This window comes from Providencia sp. CIM-Carb-044, from assembly GCF_033901115.1.
In the GTDB taxonomy this organism is placed as follows: Bacteria; Pseudomonadota; Gammaproteobacteria; order Enterobacterales; family Enterobacteriaceae; genus Providencia; species Providencia hangzhouensis.
In genome coordinates this window covers 113,865-130,950 of the sequence record NZ_JAXADV010000005.1, presented here as the reverse complement: position 1 = coordinate 130,950, position 17,086 = coordinate 113,865, and the positions used below count along the sequence as shown (strand labels likewise).

Below are 17,086 nucleotides of genomic sequence, written 5' to 3'. Positions count from 1 at the left end.
TTCATATCGTATAATGACTAATGAAAATCACCTACACGACGCTCCACCAGCGTTAAAATACTGTACAACGCCACAACGGTATCATCCTGATTAAACACTTGCACATCCCATTCAACAACACCATTGGGTTTATCTTCAGCAAGTTTTTGCGTTTTTTTGATCTTTTTCTTGCACGTTAGGCGAACTTGTATGGTGTCTCCGATTTTCACCGGTTCAATAAAACGCAAACTTTCCATGCCATAATTGGCGATTACGGGCCCAACACCTGCATCAACAAATAACCCTGCAGCGGCTGAAACGACAAAATAGCCGTGCGCAATTCGTTCACCAAATAACGACTGTGCTGCGCCAATTTTATCGACGTGAACATAAAAATTATCACCGCTGAGACAAGCAAAATTAGCAATATCGGCCTCTGTAACGGTACGCCTTGCAGTCAGTAATGTGTCGCCAATCGCTAAGTCTTCAAAATGTTTACGGAATGGATGAACCACATCAGCGATAGTGTCTGCCCCGCGAATCCATTGCTTGGTAATGGCTGTTAGCATCGAAGGGCTGCCTTGGATGGCAGTACGCTGCATATAGTGTTTGACTGCTCTCAACCCACCAAGCTCCTCACCACCACCTGCACGACCTGGGCCGCCGTGTACCAGTAACGGAAGCGGTGAACCGTGGCCTGTGGACTCCGCGGCGGATGCTTCGTTTAAAATTAGCATCCGCCCATGTGCCCGCGCACTCGCACGAATGACCGTTTGCGCGACTTGTGCATCAGCAGTGACTAACGTCCCCGCAAGACTACCTCCACCTAAAATCGCCAACTGCACCGCCTGTTCGATATTGTCATAGCTCATTAATGTGGCGACAGGGCCAAAAGCTTCAATTTCATGTACCGCAGTCGAATTAAGCGGCTCTGCACAATACAACAACGTTGGTGGATAGAAAGCCCCGTACTGGCTATCTGCTCCAATAACATCCAGCTTTTCGAATTGCCCACCACATAGGACTTCACAGCCATGGTCACGTAAATAATTCACTTTCTCTTGTACGTCTTGGCGCTGTTCTAAGTTAATCAATGCACCCATTCTAACCCCTTCCACCGCAGGATCGCCCACTGTTGTGGCAGATAAACGTTTCAATAACGCCTGCTTCACATTTTCGAGCTGGTTTTTCGGCACAATAATGCGACGAATCGCGGTACACTTCTGTCCCGCTTTCGCTGTCATTTCACGAACGACTTCTTTAATAAATAAAGCAAATTCAGGCTGTTCTGGCTGGACGTCATCACCTAAAATTGCACAATTCAGTGAATCCGCTTCCATTGTAAAAGGCACTGATTTGGCAATGATACATGGATGCGATTTTAGTTTTTGCCCTGTACTAGCCGACCCTGTAAAAGTCACCACATCTTCAAAATCGAGGTGTTCAAACATATCGCCAACACCACCGCAAACCAGTTGAATTGCGCCATCAGGTACCAGGCCGCTATCCACCATTAACTTCACCATCGCCTGTGTTAACTGTGCTGAGGCGGTTGCTGGTTTGATAATAGCAGGCATGCCAGCAAGCCATGTTGGAGCCAGTTTTTCTAACATACCCCAGCACGGGAAGTTAAATGCATTAATGTGCAGGGCAACGCCACGGCGAGATGTTAAAATATGATGGCCAATAAATTGCCCTTGTTTTGATAACGGGATCATTTCATCTTCAGGCCAAATCGTGTCATCTGGTAGCTCACGGTTAGCGAGCCCCGAATAAGAAAACAATGTGGCAATTCCCCCTTCAATATCCACCCAGCTATCCGCTTTGGTTGCGCCAGTTTGTGCCGAAATCGCATATAACTGCGCTTTATGTTCCAGTAGGTATTTTGCTAGGGCCTTAAGCATTTGCCCGCGTTGCTGGAATGTCATCGCTGACAATATTTCGCCCCCTACTTGGCGGCCATATTGCAAACTTTCTGCTAACGGCAACCCTTCAGTCGTCACCGTATATAAGGTTTCATTCGTTAGCGCATGGTGAATTTTTCGCCCTTCGCCCTCACCTTGTACCCATTTTCCCATAATGTAACTTGTTAAATGCTGCATATTCCTCTCCAGAAATAAAAAACATCAATTCAAATCAGATGACAAATATGTATCATAAAAATAATCATAGAAGCTAATTTAAATTTAACAAATTAAGAACAATTTTATATAAAATGCCTATTTCCATTAAAACCACACAAAAAGCAATAAATTTAACTAATTGTTTTTTCTTTAATTTTACTTATTGATTGTGAAGTGCATCGCAAAACAAGGTTAATGAACGTTGATCTTTATGTTAACAATTCCTAGCATTGATGTTAAATAAACATGATTCACTATTTTAATAAAAAATAACATTAACGAATCACTTAATGGAAAGATCAATGAGCGAGCATAATCAGGCTAACTTCGAAGCCAAAATCGAAGCAGATATTTCCATCGAGCCCAAGGACTGGATGCCCGATGCGTATCGGCAAAACCTTATCCGCCAAATTGGTCAGCATGCCCATTCAGAAGTCGTCGGCATGCTACCAGAAGCGAATTGGCTGACTCGAGCCCCAACACTCCGCCGTAAAGCGATTTTACTGGCCAAAATTCAAGATGAAGCAGGTCATGGTTTATACCTGTATAGCGCTGCCGAAACTCTCGGTTGCTCTCGTCAAGATATCTACCAAAAGTTACTTGATGAAAAAATGAAATATTCCTCCATTTTTAACTACCCGACATTAAGTTGGGCAGACATAGGAGTGATTGGATGGCTTGTCGATGGTGCGGCAATTGTGAACCAAGTTGCATTGTGCCGTGCCTCTTATGGCCCTTATGCACGAGCAATGGTGAAAATCTGTAAAGAAGAAAGTTTTCACCAACGCCAAGGTTATGAAGCTGTTATGGCACTTGCAGAAGGCACCGATGAGCAAAAAGCGATGCTGCAAGATGCGATAAACCGCTTTTGGTGGCCCGTTCTCACGATGTTCGGCCCCAACGATTCGGACTCCCCGCACAGCGCTCAAAGCATGGCTTGGAAAATCAAACGCTTCAGTAATGATGAGCTACGGCAAAAGTTTGTTGATAACACCGTTCCGCAAGTGGAAGCGTTAGGTATGACGATCCCTGACCCTGATCTGGTTTGGGATGAAGAACTTGGTCATTACCGCTTTGGTGAAATCGACTGGGAAGAGTTTTATCAAGTTATTAAAGGCAATGGCATTTGTAATCACGAACGCCTTAGCGCTAAGCGCAAAGGGTGGGAAGACGGCGCATGGGTACGTGAAGGTGCAATGGCACATAGCCGCAAACAAAAATCCGTTAAAACGGCGGCTTAATCACTGACCATTTTACAAAAAGGAAAACACCATGAGCAATCAAGATTGGCCTTTATATGAAGTTTTTGTCCGTAGTAAGCAAGGGCTTGCGCATCGTCATGTCGGCAGTTTACATGCGGCTGATGACCAAATGGCACTGGAGAATGCCCGCGATGCATATACAAGGCGTAGCGAAGGCTGCTCAATTTGGGTGGTGAAGGCCGCACATTTAATTGCCTCACAGCCCGAAGATAAAAGCACCTTCTTCGACCCTGCGGATACCAAAGTCTATCGTCACCCAACCTTCTATACCATCCCTGATGGTATCAAAAACATGTAAGGAGCTTGCCATGAACCAACAAGAACAGCTCCACCATTACACATTACGACTTGGCGATACCCCCTTAATTTTAGCGCAGCGCCTGTGCGAATGGTGCGGCCATGCTCCTGAGCTCGAAATTGACCTTGCGTTATCCAATATCGGCTTAGATTTGCTAGGGCAAGCGCGTAACTTTTTGAACTATGCCGCGCAATTAAAAGGAACTGAGTGCGATGAAGACACCCTTGCTTTTTTGCGCGATGAACGAGAATTCAGCAATTTATTACTGGTTGAGCAACCCAACAATGGCTTTGATGACACTTTAGTGCGCCAATTTTTTATGGATGCTTATCATGTTCCATTATATGAAGCACTAATTCATAGCCGTGATGAACAACTGTCTGCCATTGCTGAGAAATCCCTCAAAGAAGCCGTTTATCACTTGCGTTTTAGCCGTGGTTGGATGATCCGTTTAGGGGATGGCAGTGAAGAAAGTCATCAACGAATCCAACGTTCAGTCAATGAGTTATGGCGTTTTACTGGCGAACTTTTCCATGCTGATAACGTTGAAGTCGCACTTAGCGAATTAGGCATCGCTGTTGACCCACGTTCTTTACAAGCCGCATGGTTAAACACCATTAACGAAACATTCACTGAAGCGACCCTCACTGTGCCGGAGAAAAAAGCGTATCGCTTAGGCGGCAAGCAAGGCAGCCATACTGAACATTTGGGCTTGTTATTAACACAATTGCAGTTTGTGCAACGCGCTTACCCGAACTGCCAGTGGTGATGCTATGGAACAGAGACTGCAACATTGCGAACTTCAATCGCCCCAGGTTCACCAGATCTGGCAACAGCTCCACCAAATACCCGATCCTGAACTACCCGCACTCTCTATTACTGATCTTGGCATGATCCGCAATGTGCTACCTGCGGCTCAGGGTTGGAAAGTTATTTTTACACCTACCTATTCAGGTTGCCCAGCAACTGAATTTTTACTCAATGAAATTAAAACTGTTCTAGGTAATGCGGGTTTTTCAAATATCGATATCGAAATTCTGTTAACCCCTGCGTGGACAACAGATTGGATGAACCAAGATGCAAAAAGACGCTTGCGTGAATTCGGTATCGCACCACCACAAGGTACGTCCTGCGAGCACCCAGAACACAAAGGTGCGGTTCGTTGCCCACGTTGTGACAGCGAGCAGACCGAAAAAATTAGTGAATTTGGTTCCACTGCATGCAAGGCATTGTATCGATGCACTGAATGCTTAGAACCGTTTGATTACTTTAAATGTATTTAGGGGCACCTATATGACTGTATTTCATCGTTTAAGTATTGCTGCCATTGAGCGTGACACCCCTGATGCTGTCGCTATTACTTTTAACGTACCCGATGCATTACGAGAGCAATATCATTACCGCCCGGGGCAACACCTCACATTAAAAGCCTCTATTAATGGTGAAAACCTACGTCGCTGTTATTCCATTTGCAGCTCACCGGATGAAAACACGCTAAAAATTGGGGTGAAAGCCATTTACGAGGGGCGTTTCTCTAATTTCGTTAACCAAGAGCTACAAGTTGGCGATAGCCTTGATGTGATGATTCCGCAAGGGCAATTTGGCTATCAGCCAGAAGCAGATAACCACGCACACTACCTTGCCGTCGCTGCTGGCTCTGGGATCACACCATTGCTCTCCATTATTAAAGCCACATTACAAACTGAACCCAAAAGCAGTTTTGTGTTGATTTATGGTAATCGAAATAGCCGCTCAGTGATGTTTAAAGAAAGCATCGCAGACCTAAAAAACCGTTTTGCAACACGTTTCCAAGTTCTCTACCTATTCAGCCAAGAACAGCAAGATAGCGAACTACTCAGCGGCAGGATTAGCCAACAACAGCTCAGCGCCTTAAATAACACCTTATTAAATTTTAAACAATTTGATCGGGCATTTATTTGTGGGCCCGACAGCATGATGGATGAGGTACATGACACGCTAGTCGGCTATGGCATGCCAAAGGAATATGTTCACACCGAGCGTTTCAATACTTCAGGCGCTAAATTCAAACCCACAACAGCTATGACTAGCGAAACACGTCAAGTCAGTATTCACCTTGATGGCAGAACGATGGATATCGCCATGGATAGCCAAGACGACAGTATTTTGGATGCCGCACTGCGCCAAGGTGCGGATTTGCCCTACGCCTGTAAAGGGGGCGTTTGCGCAACCTGCAAATGTAAATTGCGCTCTGGTGAAGTGGAAATGGGGGTCAATTACAGCCTCGAACCCGACCAAATCGCTGCGGGGTACATTCTTAGCTGCCAAGCGTGGCCAAAAGGCGATGGTGTTGTTTTAGACTTTGACGTGTAGGAGCTGTAATGGAAAACCACTGGATTTTGTCACAACAACATAACCGCGTTTTGACACTCACGTTAAACCGACCTGAAGTGCGTAATGCCCTGAACACCGCCTGCTTAGAGTTGCTCGTTCAGCACCTCGAACAAGCACAAATAAATGATGAGGTCGGTGCGATCGTAATCACCGGAAATCCACGTTTTTTCGCAGCCGGTGCCGACCTTAAAGAACTACAGCAACAAACCGTTGCGAATGCGATCACCGATAAACGCCCACAAGTTTGGCGCAGGTTATCCATGATATCAAAACCTATTATTACTGCTGCAAATGGTTATGCACTAGGGGCAGGTTTTGAATTATTACTCGCCAGCGACATCATCATTGCCGGTGAGTCCGCTCGCTTCGGCTTACCCGAAATTACTCTGGGTTTAATGCCAGGCGCGGGAGGAACGCAGCGTTTAATCCGCGCGGTGGGCAAATCCCTCGCCATGCAAATGGTACTAACGGGTGAACCAATCAATGCAAAACACGCGTTGCAAGCAGGGTTAATCAGTGAGATTTGTGTGGATGAATTGGTGGTAGAACGCGCCCAAAAACTGGCAGAGCGCATCGCGATGCATGCGCCTTTAGCGGTACAAGCCGCGAAAGCATCACTGGTGCATTCTCAAGAAAACCACCTTACTGAGGGGTTACAGCTTGAGCGCCAATATTTTGTGACTTTAGCGGGTACCAACGATCGACGTGAAGGGATCGAGGCATTCTTCGAAAAACGAAAACCTCAGTTTACAGGACAATAATCATGACCAATGAAGCAATGATCCTCACTACTTTAGAAAATGGGGTTCTCACCGTCACTCTCAACCGCCCCGATAGGCTGAATAGTTTTAACGATGAAATGCATCGTCAGCTCAGTGAAGTAATCAAAATAGCAGAACGCGATGAAACCGTACGCTGTTTAGTGATCACTGGCGCAGGCCGTGGATTTTGTGCCGGACAAGATCTGAATGATCGCAATGTGAGCGTGGGTAGTGAAGTTCCTGATCTCGGTTTCTCTGTTGAAACTTATTATAACCCCTTGATCCGTCGCCTAACCGCATTACCAAAACCAATTATTTGCGCGGTCAATGGTGTTGCAGCGGGTGCAGGAGCCGCCATTGCACTCGCTGGTGATATTGTCATTGCCGCAAAAAGTGCCAGTTTTATTCAATCTTTTTGCCGCCTTGGCTTGGTTCCTGACTCAGGGGGGAGTTGGTTTTTACCTCAATTAGTCGGCCATGCACGGGCAATGGGGATGGCATTATTAGGCGATAAAATAAGTGCGGAGCAAGCATTACAGTGGGGAATGATTTGGCAAGTCACTGAAAATGAAGAACTCATTAATACCACTCAACAGCTTGCGCAACACCTTGCGACCCAACCCACTTATGGCTTAGGGCTTATCAAAAAAGCCATTTATGCCGCGGCAACTAACACTCTTGATGAGCAACTCAACCTTGAGCGCGACTTACAGCGCCTTGGCGGGAGAAGTGAAGATTATCGTGAAGGAGTTAGTGCTTTTTTAAATAAACGTGAACCCCAGTTTAAAGGAAGATAATCATGACCTTACCTTTGAATTTAGCCATCAATACCGTCGCCGTTATTGGCGCAGGCACTATGGGTATTGGTATTGCGCAAGTTGCCGCGAGCGCGGGTTTACGTGTCTTGTTGTTTGATGTTAACCAAGAGGTTTTACGTCACTCCCTTACCGAAATGACTCAACGGCTCAATAAGCGCGTGGAGCAAGGAAAAGCCCAAGCTGTAGCAACAAAAGAACTGCTTAACTGCATTAGCGTTGCGCAAAGTTTACCTGAGCTCTCAGAAGCACAATTGGTAATAGAAGCTGTTGCTGAAAAACTTGAGGTAAAGCAAACCATTTTCAGTGAACTTGAAGGCATTTGTAACGAAAAAACCATTTTTGCTAGTAATACTTCATCGTTATCAATTACCGCAATCGGTAGACAATTAACTCATCCAGAACGTCTTGCAGGATTACACTTTTTTAATCCCGCTCCCGTGATGAAATTGGTTGAAGTGATCCGCGGGCTAGAAACATCAGATACGGTGATAAAACAGCTAAAAGAATTGACGCTATCATTTGGAAAAGTGCCAGTGATTTGCCGTTCCACCCCTGGTTTTATTGTCAACCGTGTGGCTCGGCCTTTCTACGCAGAAACAATGCGTGCCCTTGAAGAACAAATTGCGTCCCCTGCCACATTAGACAGCGCCATACGTGACGCCGGTGGTTTCGCTATGGGGCCATTACAACTAACAGATTTAATTGGTCATGATGTGAACTATGCGGTGACTGAATCGGTATTTCAGGCCTTTGGGTATGACCCACGCTTTCAAACCTCATTAATGCAATTGGAATTAGTCCAAGCGGGTCATTTAGGCCGTAAATCGAAGCAAGGATTTTATCATTATGATGATAATAAACCCCAGCCTTTACCTTTAGTCGCAGAAAAAATTCACCTTGACCAGCCTCTAAACATAAAAGCTCATGGCGATTGGCAGATATTTCCTGAGTTTGCGCAGCTTTTAACTGAAAATGGGATCTCTCTCGAAGGATTAACACAACATTCCGAACAATTCCCAACACTTATTGTTAATGACGTTATTATTATGTTAACGAATGGTGAATTGGCGTCATCACATGCGCAAATACAAAAACAAGCGGTCGTACATTTTGATTTGTCAGCAAATTACCTTACAGCAAAAGCCATCACGATAAGCTGTGCAGCACAAAATAATACGCAGCAAAACCAACAAGCAATCGCATTTTTTCAATCATTAGGCAAACACGTGATTGTATTACCAGACTACCCTGCGCTGTTAACCATGAGAACGGTCGCGATGTTGTGCAATGAGGCATTAGATATCGTCAATAAGGGAATAGCAACTGCGTTAGATACCGATAATGCCATGTGTTTTGGTGTGAATTACCCCAAAGGCCCACTCGCTTGGGGGATGCAACTTGGCTGGCAACGCGTGCTGTCCGTACTTGAAAATTTAGCACAGTTTTATGGCGATAGCCGTTATCGGCCAAACCCACTTTTAAGGCAATTAGCAGCCGGTTATCAATCTTTATCTTTCAAGGAGCAACCATGATTTCACTGCCAAACGATACACTGGCCCAGCAATCAGCTCACATTATGTACCGTGATGATGCATGTGCAAAAGCTATGGGTATGTCCATTGAAAAAGTCGAAGAAGGCTTTGCGCAATTGAAGATGCCTATCACAGCACAAATGCTTAATGGCCATAAAACCTGCCACGGCGGGCAATTATTTAGCCTTGCCGACACTGCATTTGCCTACGCCTGTAATAGCCAAGGGCATGCCGCTGTTGCCTCAATGTGTTCCATTGATTTTATTCGTCCCGGTTTTGAAGGTGACTTACTGACTGCCACTGCCACGATGAAACACCAAGGCAAACGTAACGGCTTATATGAAGTCGAGATAACTAACCAAGATGGCAAAACACTCGCTCTATTTCACGGTCGCTCTCATCGGTTAGGCCATCGTTTAACAGGAGAACAATCATGATAGATGCGTTTATTTGTGATGGTGTCCGCACCCCAATTGGCCGCTACGGTGGCGCTTTATCACCATTACGTCCTGATGACCTTGCCACAGTGCCATTAAAAGCCTTAATGGAAAGGCACCCGCAACTCGATTGGTCATTAACTGACGACATCATTTTAGGTTGCGCAAACCAAGCAGGAGAAGACAACCGTAATGTAGCTCGCATGGCAGGACTGTTATCCGGGCTCCCTGTTTCAGTTTCTGGTACCACCATTAACCGCCTATGTGGTTCTGGGCTAGATGCCATTGCATTAGCGGCAAGAAGTATCAAATCTGGTGAGTCCGGGCTCATGATTGCCGGAGGCGTCGAGTCCATGAGCCGAGCGCCGTTTGTCATGGGCAAACAAGAATCTGCATTCTCACGCCAAGCGCAAGTATTTGATACCACTATTGGCTGGCGCTTTATCAACCCGCTGATGGAACAACAGTTTTCCACAGATTCGATGCCAGAAACTGCGGAAAATGTGGCTGAAACCTACCAAATTAGCCGTGAAGACCAAGATGCTTTTGCATTACGCAGTCAACAGCGTACTGAAACTGCAAAAGTTAACGGTATTTTTGCGCAAGAAATCATCCCTGTCACGGTTAAACAACGTCAAAATGAATACGTCGTCAGTGAAGATGAGCATCCAAGAGCAGAAACGACATTTGAACAATTACAAAAACTAAAAACCCCGTTTCGCGATAACGGGACTGTAACGGCAGGTAATGCTTCTGGTGTTAATGATGGAGCTGCCGCACTGATTATCGCATCCGGCACTATTGCCAAGCAGCAAGGGCTAACACCACGGGCTCGTATCATCGCTACAGCCACTTGCGGCGTTGAGCCAAGATTGATGGGGATCGGTCCACTTCCTGCCTCGCAAAAAGTATTAAAAATGGCAGGGCTCACCATCGAACAAATGGATGTTATTGAACTAAACGAAGCCTTTGCCGCTCAAGCACTCGCCGTTTTAAGGGGGCTTGGTTTACCTGATGATGCCTCACACGTTAACCCTAACGGGGGAGCCATTTCGTTAGGCCATCCACTTGGAATGAGTGGAGCAAGGCTTGTTATTGCCGCTATCAATGAGCTGCACCGCAAGCAGGGGCGTTATGCATTATGCACCATGTGTATCGGTGTTGGCCAAGGGATAGCAATGATTATTGAACGAGTCTGAACAACGTCTTAATACAAATAAAAGCAGCCTGAAAACCCGACACCTGCTCAGGCAAATACCAGAAACGTCATTTATTCACGTGAACTGGTGACCATAATAATTATGAGGACAGGCAATTATGAGCAATATACAAGATAGCATCGACCCAATTGAATTTGCATCGCGGGATGAGATCGAGTCTTTACAGTACTCTAGAATGAAGTGGACACTCACTCACGCCTATGAAAACGTCCCCATGTATCGTAAAAAATTCGATGATGCGGGTGTACACCCTGACGATTTCAAACAACTGAGTGATATCGAAAAATTCCCTTACACGACCAAACAGGATTTACGTGAAAACTACCCATTTAGCACCTTTGCCGTGCCAATGGACCAAATCATCCGCATTCACGCCTCTTCGGGAACGACTGGGCGCCCAACGGTGGTGGGTTACACCCAACGAGATATCGATAACTGGGCTGACCTGATCGCACGTAGTTTACGTTCAGCAGGCACTGTCCGAGGCGATAAAGTCCATGTTGCTTACGGCTATGGTTTATTCACCGGAGGCCTAGGTGCCCACTATGGTGCGGAGCGCCTAGGAGCCGCAGTTATTCCTATGTCTGGTGGGCAAACTGAAAAACAAGCGCAACTAATCGCGGATTTCAAACCCGATGTGATCATGGTAACTCCATCTTACTGCCTGAGTATTATTGATGAGCTTGAAAAAATCATGGGTGGAGACGCTAGTAAGTGCTCACTTAGATTGGGTGTCTTTGGCGCTGAACCTTGGACAGAATCCCTCAGAACAGAAATTGAAACCCGCCTTGGTATTAAGGCATTGGACATTTACGGTTTATCTGAAGTCATGGGGCCTGGTGTCGCTATGGAGTGTGCAGACTCAGGAGAGAGTGGCCCAACGATTTGGGAAGACCATTTTTATCCCGAAATTATTTCCCCCAATACCTTAAAAACCTTGGGGGCGGGTGAACATGGTGAGTTAGTGTTTACTACCCTGACAAAGGAAGCTATGCCTGTGATTCGTTACCGAACTCGCGACCTCACCCACCTTATGCAGGGGGTAAATCGTAATATGCGTCGAATTGGTAAAATCACCGGTCGTTCAGATGACATGATGATTATTCGCGGCGTGAATGTGTTCCCTTCTCAGATTGAAGAACAAATTATGCAGTTTAAGGAGCTTTCTCCCCACTATCAGTTAGAGATTGGTCGCCAAGGCAATATGGACAACTTATCTGTCCGTGTTGAGCTCAAACACCCTGAACAACTCACTTATGATGAACGCTGTAATATCTGCCACCATTTAAAGCACCGAATCAAATCCATGGTTGGCATTAGCACCCGTATTAGTATTGTCAATTGCGGCGATATCCCTCGTTCTCAAGGCAAAGCCGAACGAGTAATTGATACTAGAATTGCGATTTAATTCAAATTATTAAGGCATATTGAGATGAACTACTCTGATATGCCTTAATCTCTGAGAAAGTGTTCAAAACAGGTAATGGAAGACAACCTTTAAATTTATGTCTACTATTCAGTAAGCCTTCTGATACATAAATTTTATAGATGAAATATAAATGGAAAATAAACTTAGCCAATTCATACAACATGCAATAGCAAGCCAGCCCATTAGTGGTACGTCTCTAATTAGCTCACTCTATGGTGATGCTTTGCACCATCGTGGTGGTGAAGTGTGGCTAGGAAGCTTAACTAAGCTGTTAGAACCGATGGGCTTTACTGACCGCTTTGTTCGAACCTCCGTTTTCCGTTTACAAAAAGAAGGTTGGCTCGATGTAGAAAAAATCGGCCGTCGCAGCTATTACCGCATTTCTGAGCGTGGGCAAAGTCGGTTTCGCCGAGCAGAAAATAAAATTTACCTCGCAGGGCAGCCTGATTGGGATGGAAAGTGGGATTTACTACTCCTCGAAGCGGCTGATAAAGACGAAAAAATTAGGCTAAAAAAGGAACTGAGTTGGCTCGGTTTCGGGCAATTTAACACGTCACTCATGGCGGCACCAAGCTGTGCACAAAGTGATGTACCGACATTACTCAATGAACTCAATGCCACGGAAAATGCCATTTATTTTCATGCCGATTACCCCTATAGCCGCTCAGAAAAAAACCTCAAAGAACTGGTTTCACACGCTTGGTCTTTGCAAGAAATTTCAGAGCATTACCATCAGTTTATTTCCTTATTTAGGCCACTTGCACTACTCCTTAAAGAAAATACTGACGCACAGATTTCCCCTGAACACTGTTTTCAGCTACGTTTGTTACTGATCCACTTCTACCGCCGTGTCACGCTTAAAGACCCGTTATTACCTGATGAACTCCTTCCTACACAATGGGAAGGCCATATTGCTCGCCATCTTTGCACCAATATTTATCAACGCATTGATCAAGCGGCAACCCAATATGTTTCTGAACAGTGCGAAACGACGGTTGGCGAACTACCTCAGCCATCCAGCGCTTATTATCGCCGCTTTGGTGGAGTACTCAGAGATATAGCCGCCTAAATACACATTACAGGAGCCTGTATGCCTTTTTATCAAATCGATGGTATTACGCCCGTCGTAAGCCCTGAAAGTTTTGTGCACCCTACTGCTGTGGTGATTGGTGATGTTATTATTGGCAAAAATGTCTATATTGGCCCAAACGCCAGCTTACGTGGGGACTTTGGTCGCTTGGTCATTAAAGATGGTGCCAATGTGCAAGATAATTGTGTCATGCACGGTTTCCCGCAATATGAAACGATCGTCGAGGAAAATGGGCACATTGGTCATGGGGCAATTTTGCATGGCTGCCATATCAAACGTAATGCGCTAGTCGGGATGAATAGTGTAATTATGGATGGAGCCGTAATTGGCGAAAATTCCATAGTGGGCGCATGCGCCTTCGTCAAAGCTGAAGCTATCTTTCCAGAAAATAGTTTAATTGTCGGTACTCCAGCCAAAGTCTTGCGCGCTTTATCAGACAAAGAAATTGCCTGGAAAACCAGCGGAACTAAAGATTATCAAAACTTAGTCACACGCTGCTTAAACACCTTTAAAGAAATCGAACCACTCAAAGAAATCGAAACGAACCGACCCACTCTAAGTTTCGAGAATGTGATCCCTAAATCCCAGTTATAAGCTAGATGGGGCTAAAATACGTAGCCCCATCCATTAATTATTTCGCATTACTGCCAAATGGTGGCTTAGCAAACCAAACGGTAATAATCAGCGCAATAAATACCCAACCGCATAACCAGAAAATCTCATTTGCAGCAATAATTAACCCTTGGCTAGTAATTTGCTGGGCAATAAAACCGGAAGTCTGTTCGGTACTCAGCCCATGAGCGGCCATTTCTTGATACATCCCTAAAGATTCAGGATTGTAATCGGTAATAAATTCCGTTAATTGGCTATGATGCACGGCTTCTCTATCACTCCACAGCGTTGTGGTAATGGAAGTCCCTATTGAACCCGCTAAGGTACGGAAGAAGTTAGCTAAACTCGACGCGGAAGCGAGTTTTTCCGGCGGTAAACCTGAAAGTGTCAATGTAGTCAGTGGCATAAAGAAACAAGCCACAGCCATCCCTTGTACCAATTGCGGCCAAACCACAGCAGAAAAGCCCATACTAGGTTCAAAAGTATATGCACGCCAGAAGAAGCAAATTGCATAGAATACAAAGCTAAAGGTCACTATCCAGCGAATATCGAGAAAATCGGATAATTTTGCCACTGGAGCCGAGAACAACACAGGCAATAAGCCAATGGGCGCCAATGCGAGCCCTGCCCATGTTGCCGTATAGCCATAAACTTCCTGTAAAAGTTGTGGCAACAAAACAATAGCGCCGAAATAGGCCATATATGCCAAGCTGACAGAAATCGTTCCGATGGTAAAATTGCGCGATTTAAATAACGATAATTCGACAATTGGGTTTTTATCTGTGAGTTCCCAAATAACGAGGAATACCAATGCAATCGCTGAAACAACGGCTAAGATAACAATTTCATTAGACGCCAACCATCCCAGTTCCTTACCTTTGTCGAGCAGAACTTGTAAGCAACCAACTCCCACAGAAAGTAGTGCCAAACCAATCACATTGAATGGCACTTTCACAACCGTCGACTCCATCCCTTTTAGGATAATTGAGCCGACAATAATGACGAAAATGCCTAAAGGCACATTCATAAAGAATATCCAGCCCCAATGGAAGTTATCACTAATATAACCACCAAAAATAGGACCGAATACTGGGGCTAAAATAATCGTCATCGACCAAAATGCTAACGCCATATTTTGCATTTTTGGCGGATAGCAACGCATGATAAGGCTTTGTGAAAGCGGGATCACTGGCCCGGCGACGGCCCCTTGCAATACGCGGTATAAAATCAGCATACCAAGGCTATCGGAAAACCCACAAAGTAATGAAAATAATGTGAAAAGTGCCGTTGCCCATAAGAAAACACGGATTTCACCAAAACGCTTCGCTAAGTAACCAGAAATGGCAATTGAAATCGCATTCGATACGCCAAAAGAGGTAATCACCCATGTCCCTTGAGACATAGAAACCCCAAGGTCACCGGCAATAGTCGGGATAGCCACGTTAGCAATCGTGGAATCAAGCACCTGCATGAAGGTCGCAAGGGACAACGCAATGGTTGCCCATACCAGTTTTGCACCCTTAAGTGGTTGAATATCTGCCACAACGGCTCCTTTCAAGCTAGTCTGCGTTATCGCTAATAATGGTGTCGATGATGTGGTCGACATCACTTAAGTTTAAGACCAACACATCACTTTCAAATGCTGGTGCTGTACGCTGGACTTCCGCTAAAACAGGGCCATTCTGGTCTTTAATATCTATGGTGACATTCATGGATAACCCAATGCGTAATGGGTGCTTCGCCACCTGCTCAGGGTCTAATTCAACACGTACAGGCAAGCGCTGTACGACTTTAATCCAGTTCCCTGTCGCGTTTTGGGCGGGTAATAATGAGAAAGCACTGCCGGTTCCCATATCAAGCCCGACAACGGTACCGTTATAAACGATATCATCTCCGTAAAAATCACTGTTAATCGTCACGGGTTGCCCAATACGGACTTTTTCCAGTTGGGTTTCTTTGAAGTTTGCATCTACCCAAACAGGCTGGACAGGCACAATGGCCATTAAAGAGCTTTGTGGGCTGACTTGAGAACCGACTTGAACATTCCGCCGTGAAACATACCCCGTCATCGGGCTTTTAATTTCAGTACGTTGTAAGTTTATCCACGCACTGCGTACGCTATCAGCCGCTTGCTGAATTGCTGGTTGTTTTTTGAGCTCTGTATTACGCAACAATGCACGGTTGGCATTGTATTGTTGAATAGAAATATCCAGAGCTGCCTGAGCAAGTTGTACCGCTTCTTGGGAGTGCTGTAGGTCTTCCTTCGAAATGGTACCGCTGCGGCCTAAAGCCACACGACGTTGATAATCTTTTTGAGCTTGCGCAAGTGTCACCCGGTTTTTTTGAATTTGCGCTTGATATTCATCACCATTGATATAGAGCTCTTTGGTTTTGCGCACGGTTGTTGCTAAATCATGTTTGGCTTGTTCGAATGCTAAGCGGGCGTTAGTTTTATCTAATACAACGAGTACATCACCCGCCTTTACCAAGTCGGTGTTTTCAAAGTTAACTTGAGTAACATTACCCGTTGTTTGCGCAACTATCGGGATTTGCAAGCCAGATACATAGGCATCATCGGTATATTCTTGAAAGCGTAAAACTAAAAACCAATAAGCACCGTAGGCTACAAATAATAGAATGATAATTATTGTGGCTATCACCATCCATATTGTTCTGCGTTTTTCATTCGTCGTTTTTTGATTATGTGTTTCTGAATGGGTATCTTGACTCATAATAACTCTCAAGTTCTGAAATCAATATTAATTCTTCCTATATATTTACGAACTATATGTAATAAAGCAATAGCTAATAATTTACAATCAAATTAATCCCAACAAAAAACCATTAATTCATTGATATAAAACAACTAATTAAAAGCAAATCAAATCAAGCATTAAATTGATGTTTATTATCAATTTAATCAAAATCATTCTTAATTAGATTGAAAGTGAAAATTAAAAATATATTAAATAATATTTACTCGTAATAAAAATCAATCATTCAATTATCGACATTCTTTTTTAGATGTGAAGCCCCTATTTATTAGGCTATATTTATGATTTCTTAACTTGGAGTTTTCATTTTTGATCACGGGCTGCCGCTTGCTTTTCTTAACTTGGAGTTTTCATTTTTGATCACGGGCTGCCGCTTGC

Annotated in this window: 16 protein-coding genes; 13 read left to right on the top strand and 3 right to left on the bottom strand. The window is 44.7% G+C overall.

All coding sequences use genetic code 11. The features are described 5' to 3' along the window. Positions 1-17: 17 nt before the first annotated feature. Positions 18-2,081, bottom strand: a complete 2,064-nt coding sequence (gene paaZ, locus SJ312_RS12180; RefSeq protein WP_165879109.1) for a phenylacetic acid degradation bifunctional protein PaaZ — start codon at positions 2,079-2,081, stop codon at positions 18-20. A gap of 323 nt (positions 2,082-2,404) precedes the next feature. Between paaZ and paaA the strand changes: the two genes are divergently transcribed. The 13 genes from paaA (at position 2,405) to paaY (ending at position 13,916) form a co-directional block, all read left to right on the top strand. Continuing rightward, a complete protein-coding gene (gene paaA / locus SJ312_RS12175; protein ID WP_036958609.1) occupies positions 2,405-3,343 on the top strand; it encodes a 1,2-phenylacetyl-CoA epoxidase subunit PaaA in 939 nt (312 codons plus the stop codon). A 31-nt stretch (positions 3,344-3,374) separates the two neighbouring features. Next, on the top strand, positions 3,375-3,662 hold the full coding sequence (gene paaB / locus SJ312_RS12170; RefSeq protein ID WP_004262911.1) for a 1,2-phenylacetyl-CoA epoxidase subunit PaaB: 288 nt from the start codon (positions 3,375-3,377) through the stop codon (positions 3,660-3,662). Between the two features lie 10 nt (positions 3,663-3,672). Beyond that, positions 3,673-4,431, top strand: a complete 759-nt coding sequence (gene paaC / locus SJ312_RS12165; protein ID WP_110592695.1) for a 1,2-phenylacetyl-CoA epoxidase subunit PaaC — start codon at positions 3,673-3,675, stop codon at positions 4,429-4,431. 4 nt (positions 4,432-4,435) lie between these two features. Continuing rightward, entirely contained in the window at positions 4,436-4,945 is a 510-nt protein-coding gene (gene paaD / locus SJ312_RS12160; RefSeq protein WP_094960839.1) for a 1,2-phenylacetyl-CoA epoxidase subunit PaaD, read from the top strand. A gap of 10 nt (positions 4,946-4,955) precedes the next feature. Continuing rightward, positions 4,956-6,014: a 1,2-phenylacetyl-CoA epoxidase subunit PaaE gene (gene paaE, locus SJ312_RS12155; RefSeq protein WP_153673269.1), complete on the top strand. Its 1,059-nt coding sequence runs from the start codon at positions 4,956-4,958 to the stop codon at positions 6,012-6,014. Between the two features lie 8 nt (positions 6,015-6,022). Further along, on the top strand, positions 6,023-6,796 hold the full coding sequence (paaF, locus tag SJ312_RS12150) for a 2,3-dehydroadipyl-CoA hydratase PaaF (protein ID WP_110592697.1): 774 nt from the start codon (positions 6,023-6,025) through the stop codon (positions 6,794-6,796). A 2-nt stretch (positions 6,797-6,798) separates the two neighbouring features. Then, positions 6,799-7,593, top strand: a complete 795-nt coding sequence (gene paaG, locus SJ312_RS12145) for a 2-(1,2-epoxy-1,2-dihydrophenyl)acetyl-CoA isomerase PaaG (RefSeq protein WP_004262922.1) — start codon at positions 6,799-6,801, stop codon at positions 7,591-7,593. 2 nt (positions 7,594-7,595) lie between these two features. Continuing rightward, positions 7,596-9,146: a 3-hydroxyacyl-CoA dehydrogenase gene (locus tag SJ312_RS12140; RefSeq protein WP_319867823.1), complete on the top strand. Its 1,551-nt coding sequence runs from the start codon at positions 7,596-7,598 to the stop codon at positions 9,144-9,146. Next, the gene (gene paaI, locus SJ312_RS12135; protein WP_004262926.1) at positions 9,143-9,583 is read left to right on the top strand and encodes a hydroxyphenylacetyl-CoA thioesterase PaaI; all 441 of its coding nucleotides are present in this window, start codon (positions 9,143-9,145) and stop codon (positions 9,581-9,583) included. Before SJ312_RS12140 ends, paaI begins: the two co-directional genes overlap by 4 nt. Next, positions 9,580-10,782 (top strand): 3-oxoadipyl-CoA thiolase, encoded by a 1,203-nt coding sequence (gene pcaF / locus SJ312_RS12130; RefSeq protein ID WP_004262928.1) that lies wholly within the window; start codon positions 9,580-9,582, stop codon positions 10,780-10,782. Before paaI ends, pcaF begins: the two co-directional genes overlap by 4 nt. Positions 10,783-10,900: 118 nt before the next feature. Beyond that, the gene (gene paaK, locus SJ312_RS12125; protein WP_094960845.1) at positions 10,901-12,211 is read left to right on the top strand and encodes a phenylacetate--CoA ligase PaaK; all 1,311 of its coding nucleotides are present in this window, start codon (positions 10,901-10,903) and stop codon (positions 12,209-12,211) included. A 151-nt stretch (positions 12,212-12,362) separates the two neighbouring features. Continuing rightward, complete coding sequence (gene paaX / locus SJ312_RS12120; RefSeq protein ID WP_004262932.1) at positions 12,363-13,301, top strand: phenylacetic acid degradation operon negative regulatory protein PaaX; 939 nt, start codon at positions 12,363-12,365, stop codon at positions 13,299-13,301. Between the two features lie 21 nt (positions 13,302-13,322). After that, positions 13,323-13,916 carry a phenylacetic acid degradation protein PaaY gene (gene paaY, locus SJ312_RS12115; RefSeq protein ID WP_319867821.1) on the top strand — a complete coding sequence of 198 codons (594 nt, stop codon included), beginning with the start codon at positions 13,323-13,325 and terminating at the stop codon, positions 13,914-13,916. A gap of 37 nt (positions 13,917-13,953) precedes the next feature. On the opposite strand, the gene SJ312_RS12110 is transcribed toward paaY, so the two are convergent. Then, positions 13,954-15,477: a DHA2 family efflux MFS transporter permease subunit gene (locus SJ312_RS12110; RefSeq protein WP_094960846.1), complete on the bottom strand. Its 1,524-nt coding sequence runs from the start codon at positions 15,475-15,477 to the stop codon at positions 13,954-13,956. A gap of 16 nt (positions 15,478-15,493) precedes the next feature. Beyond that, on the bottom strand, positions 15,494-16,666 hold the full coding sequence (emrA, locus tag SJ312_RS12105) for a multidrug efflux MFS transporter periplasmic adaptor subunit EmrA (protein ID WP_004262941.1): 1,173 nt from the start codon (positions 16,664-16,666) through the stop codon (positions 15,494-15,496). Positions 16,667-17,086 lie beyond the last annotated feature (420 nt).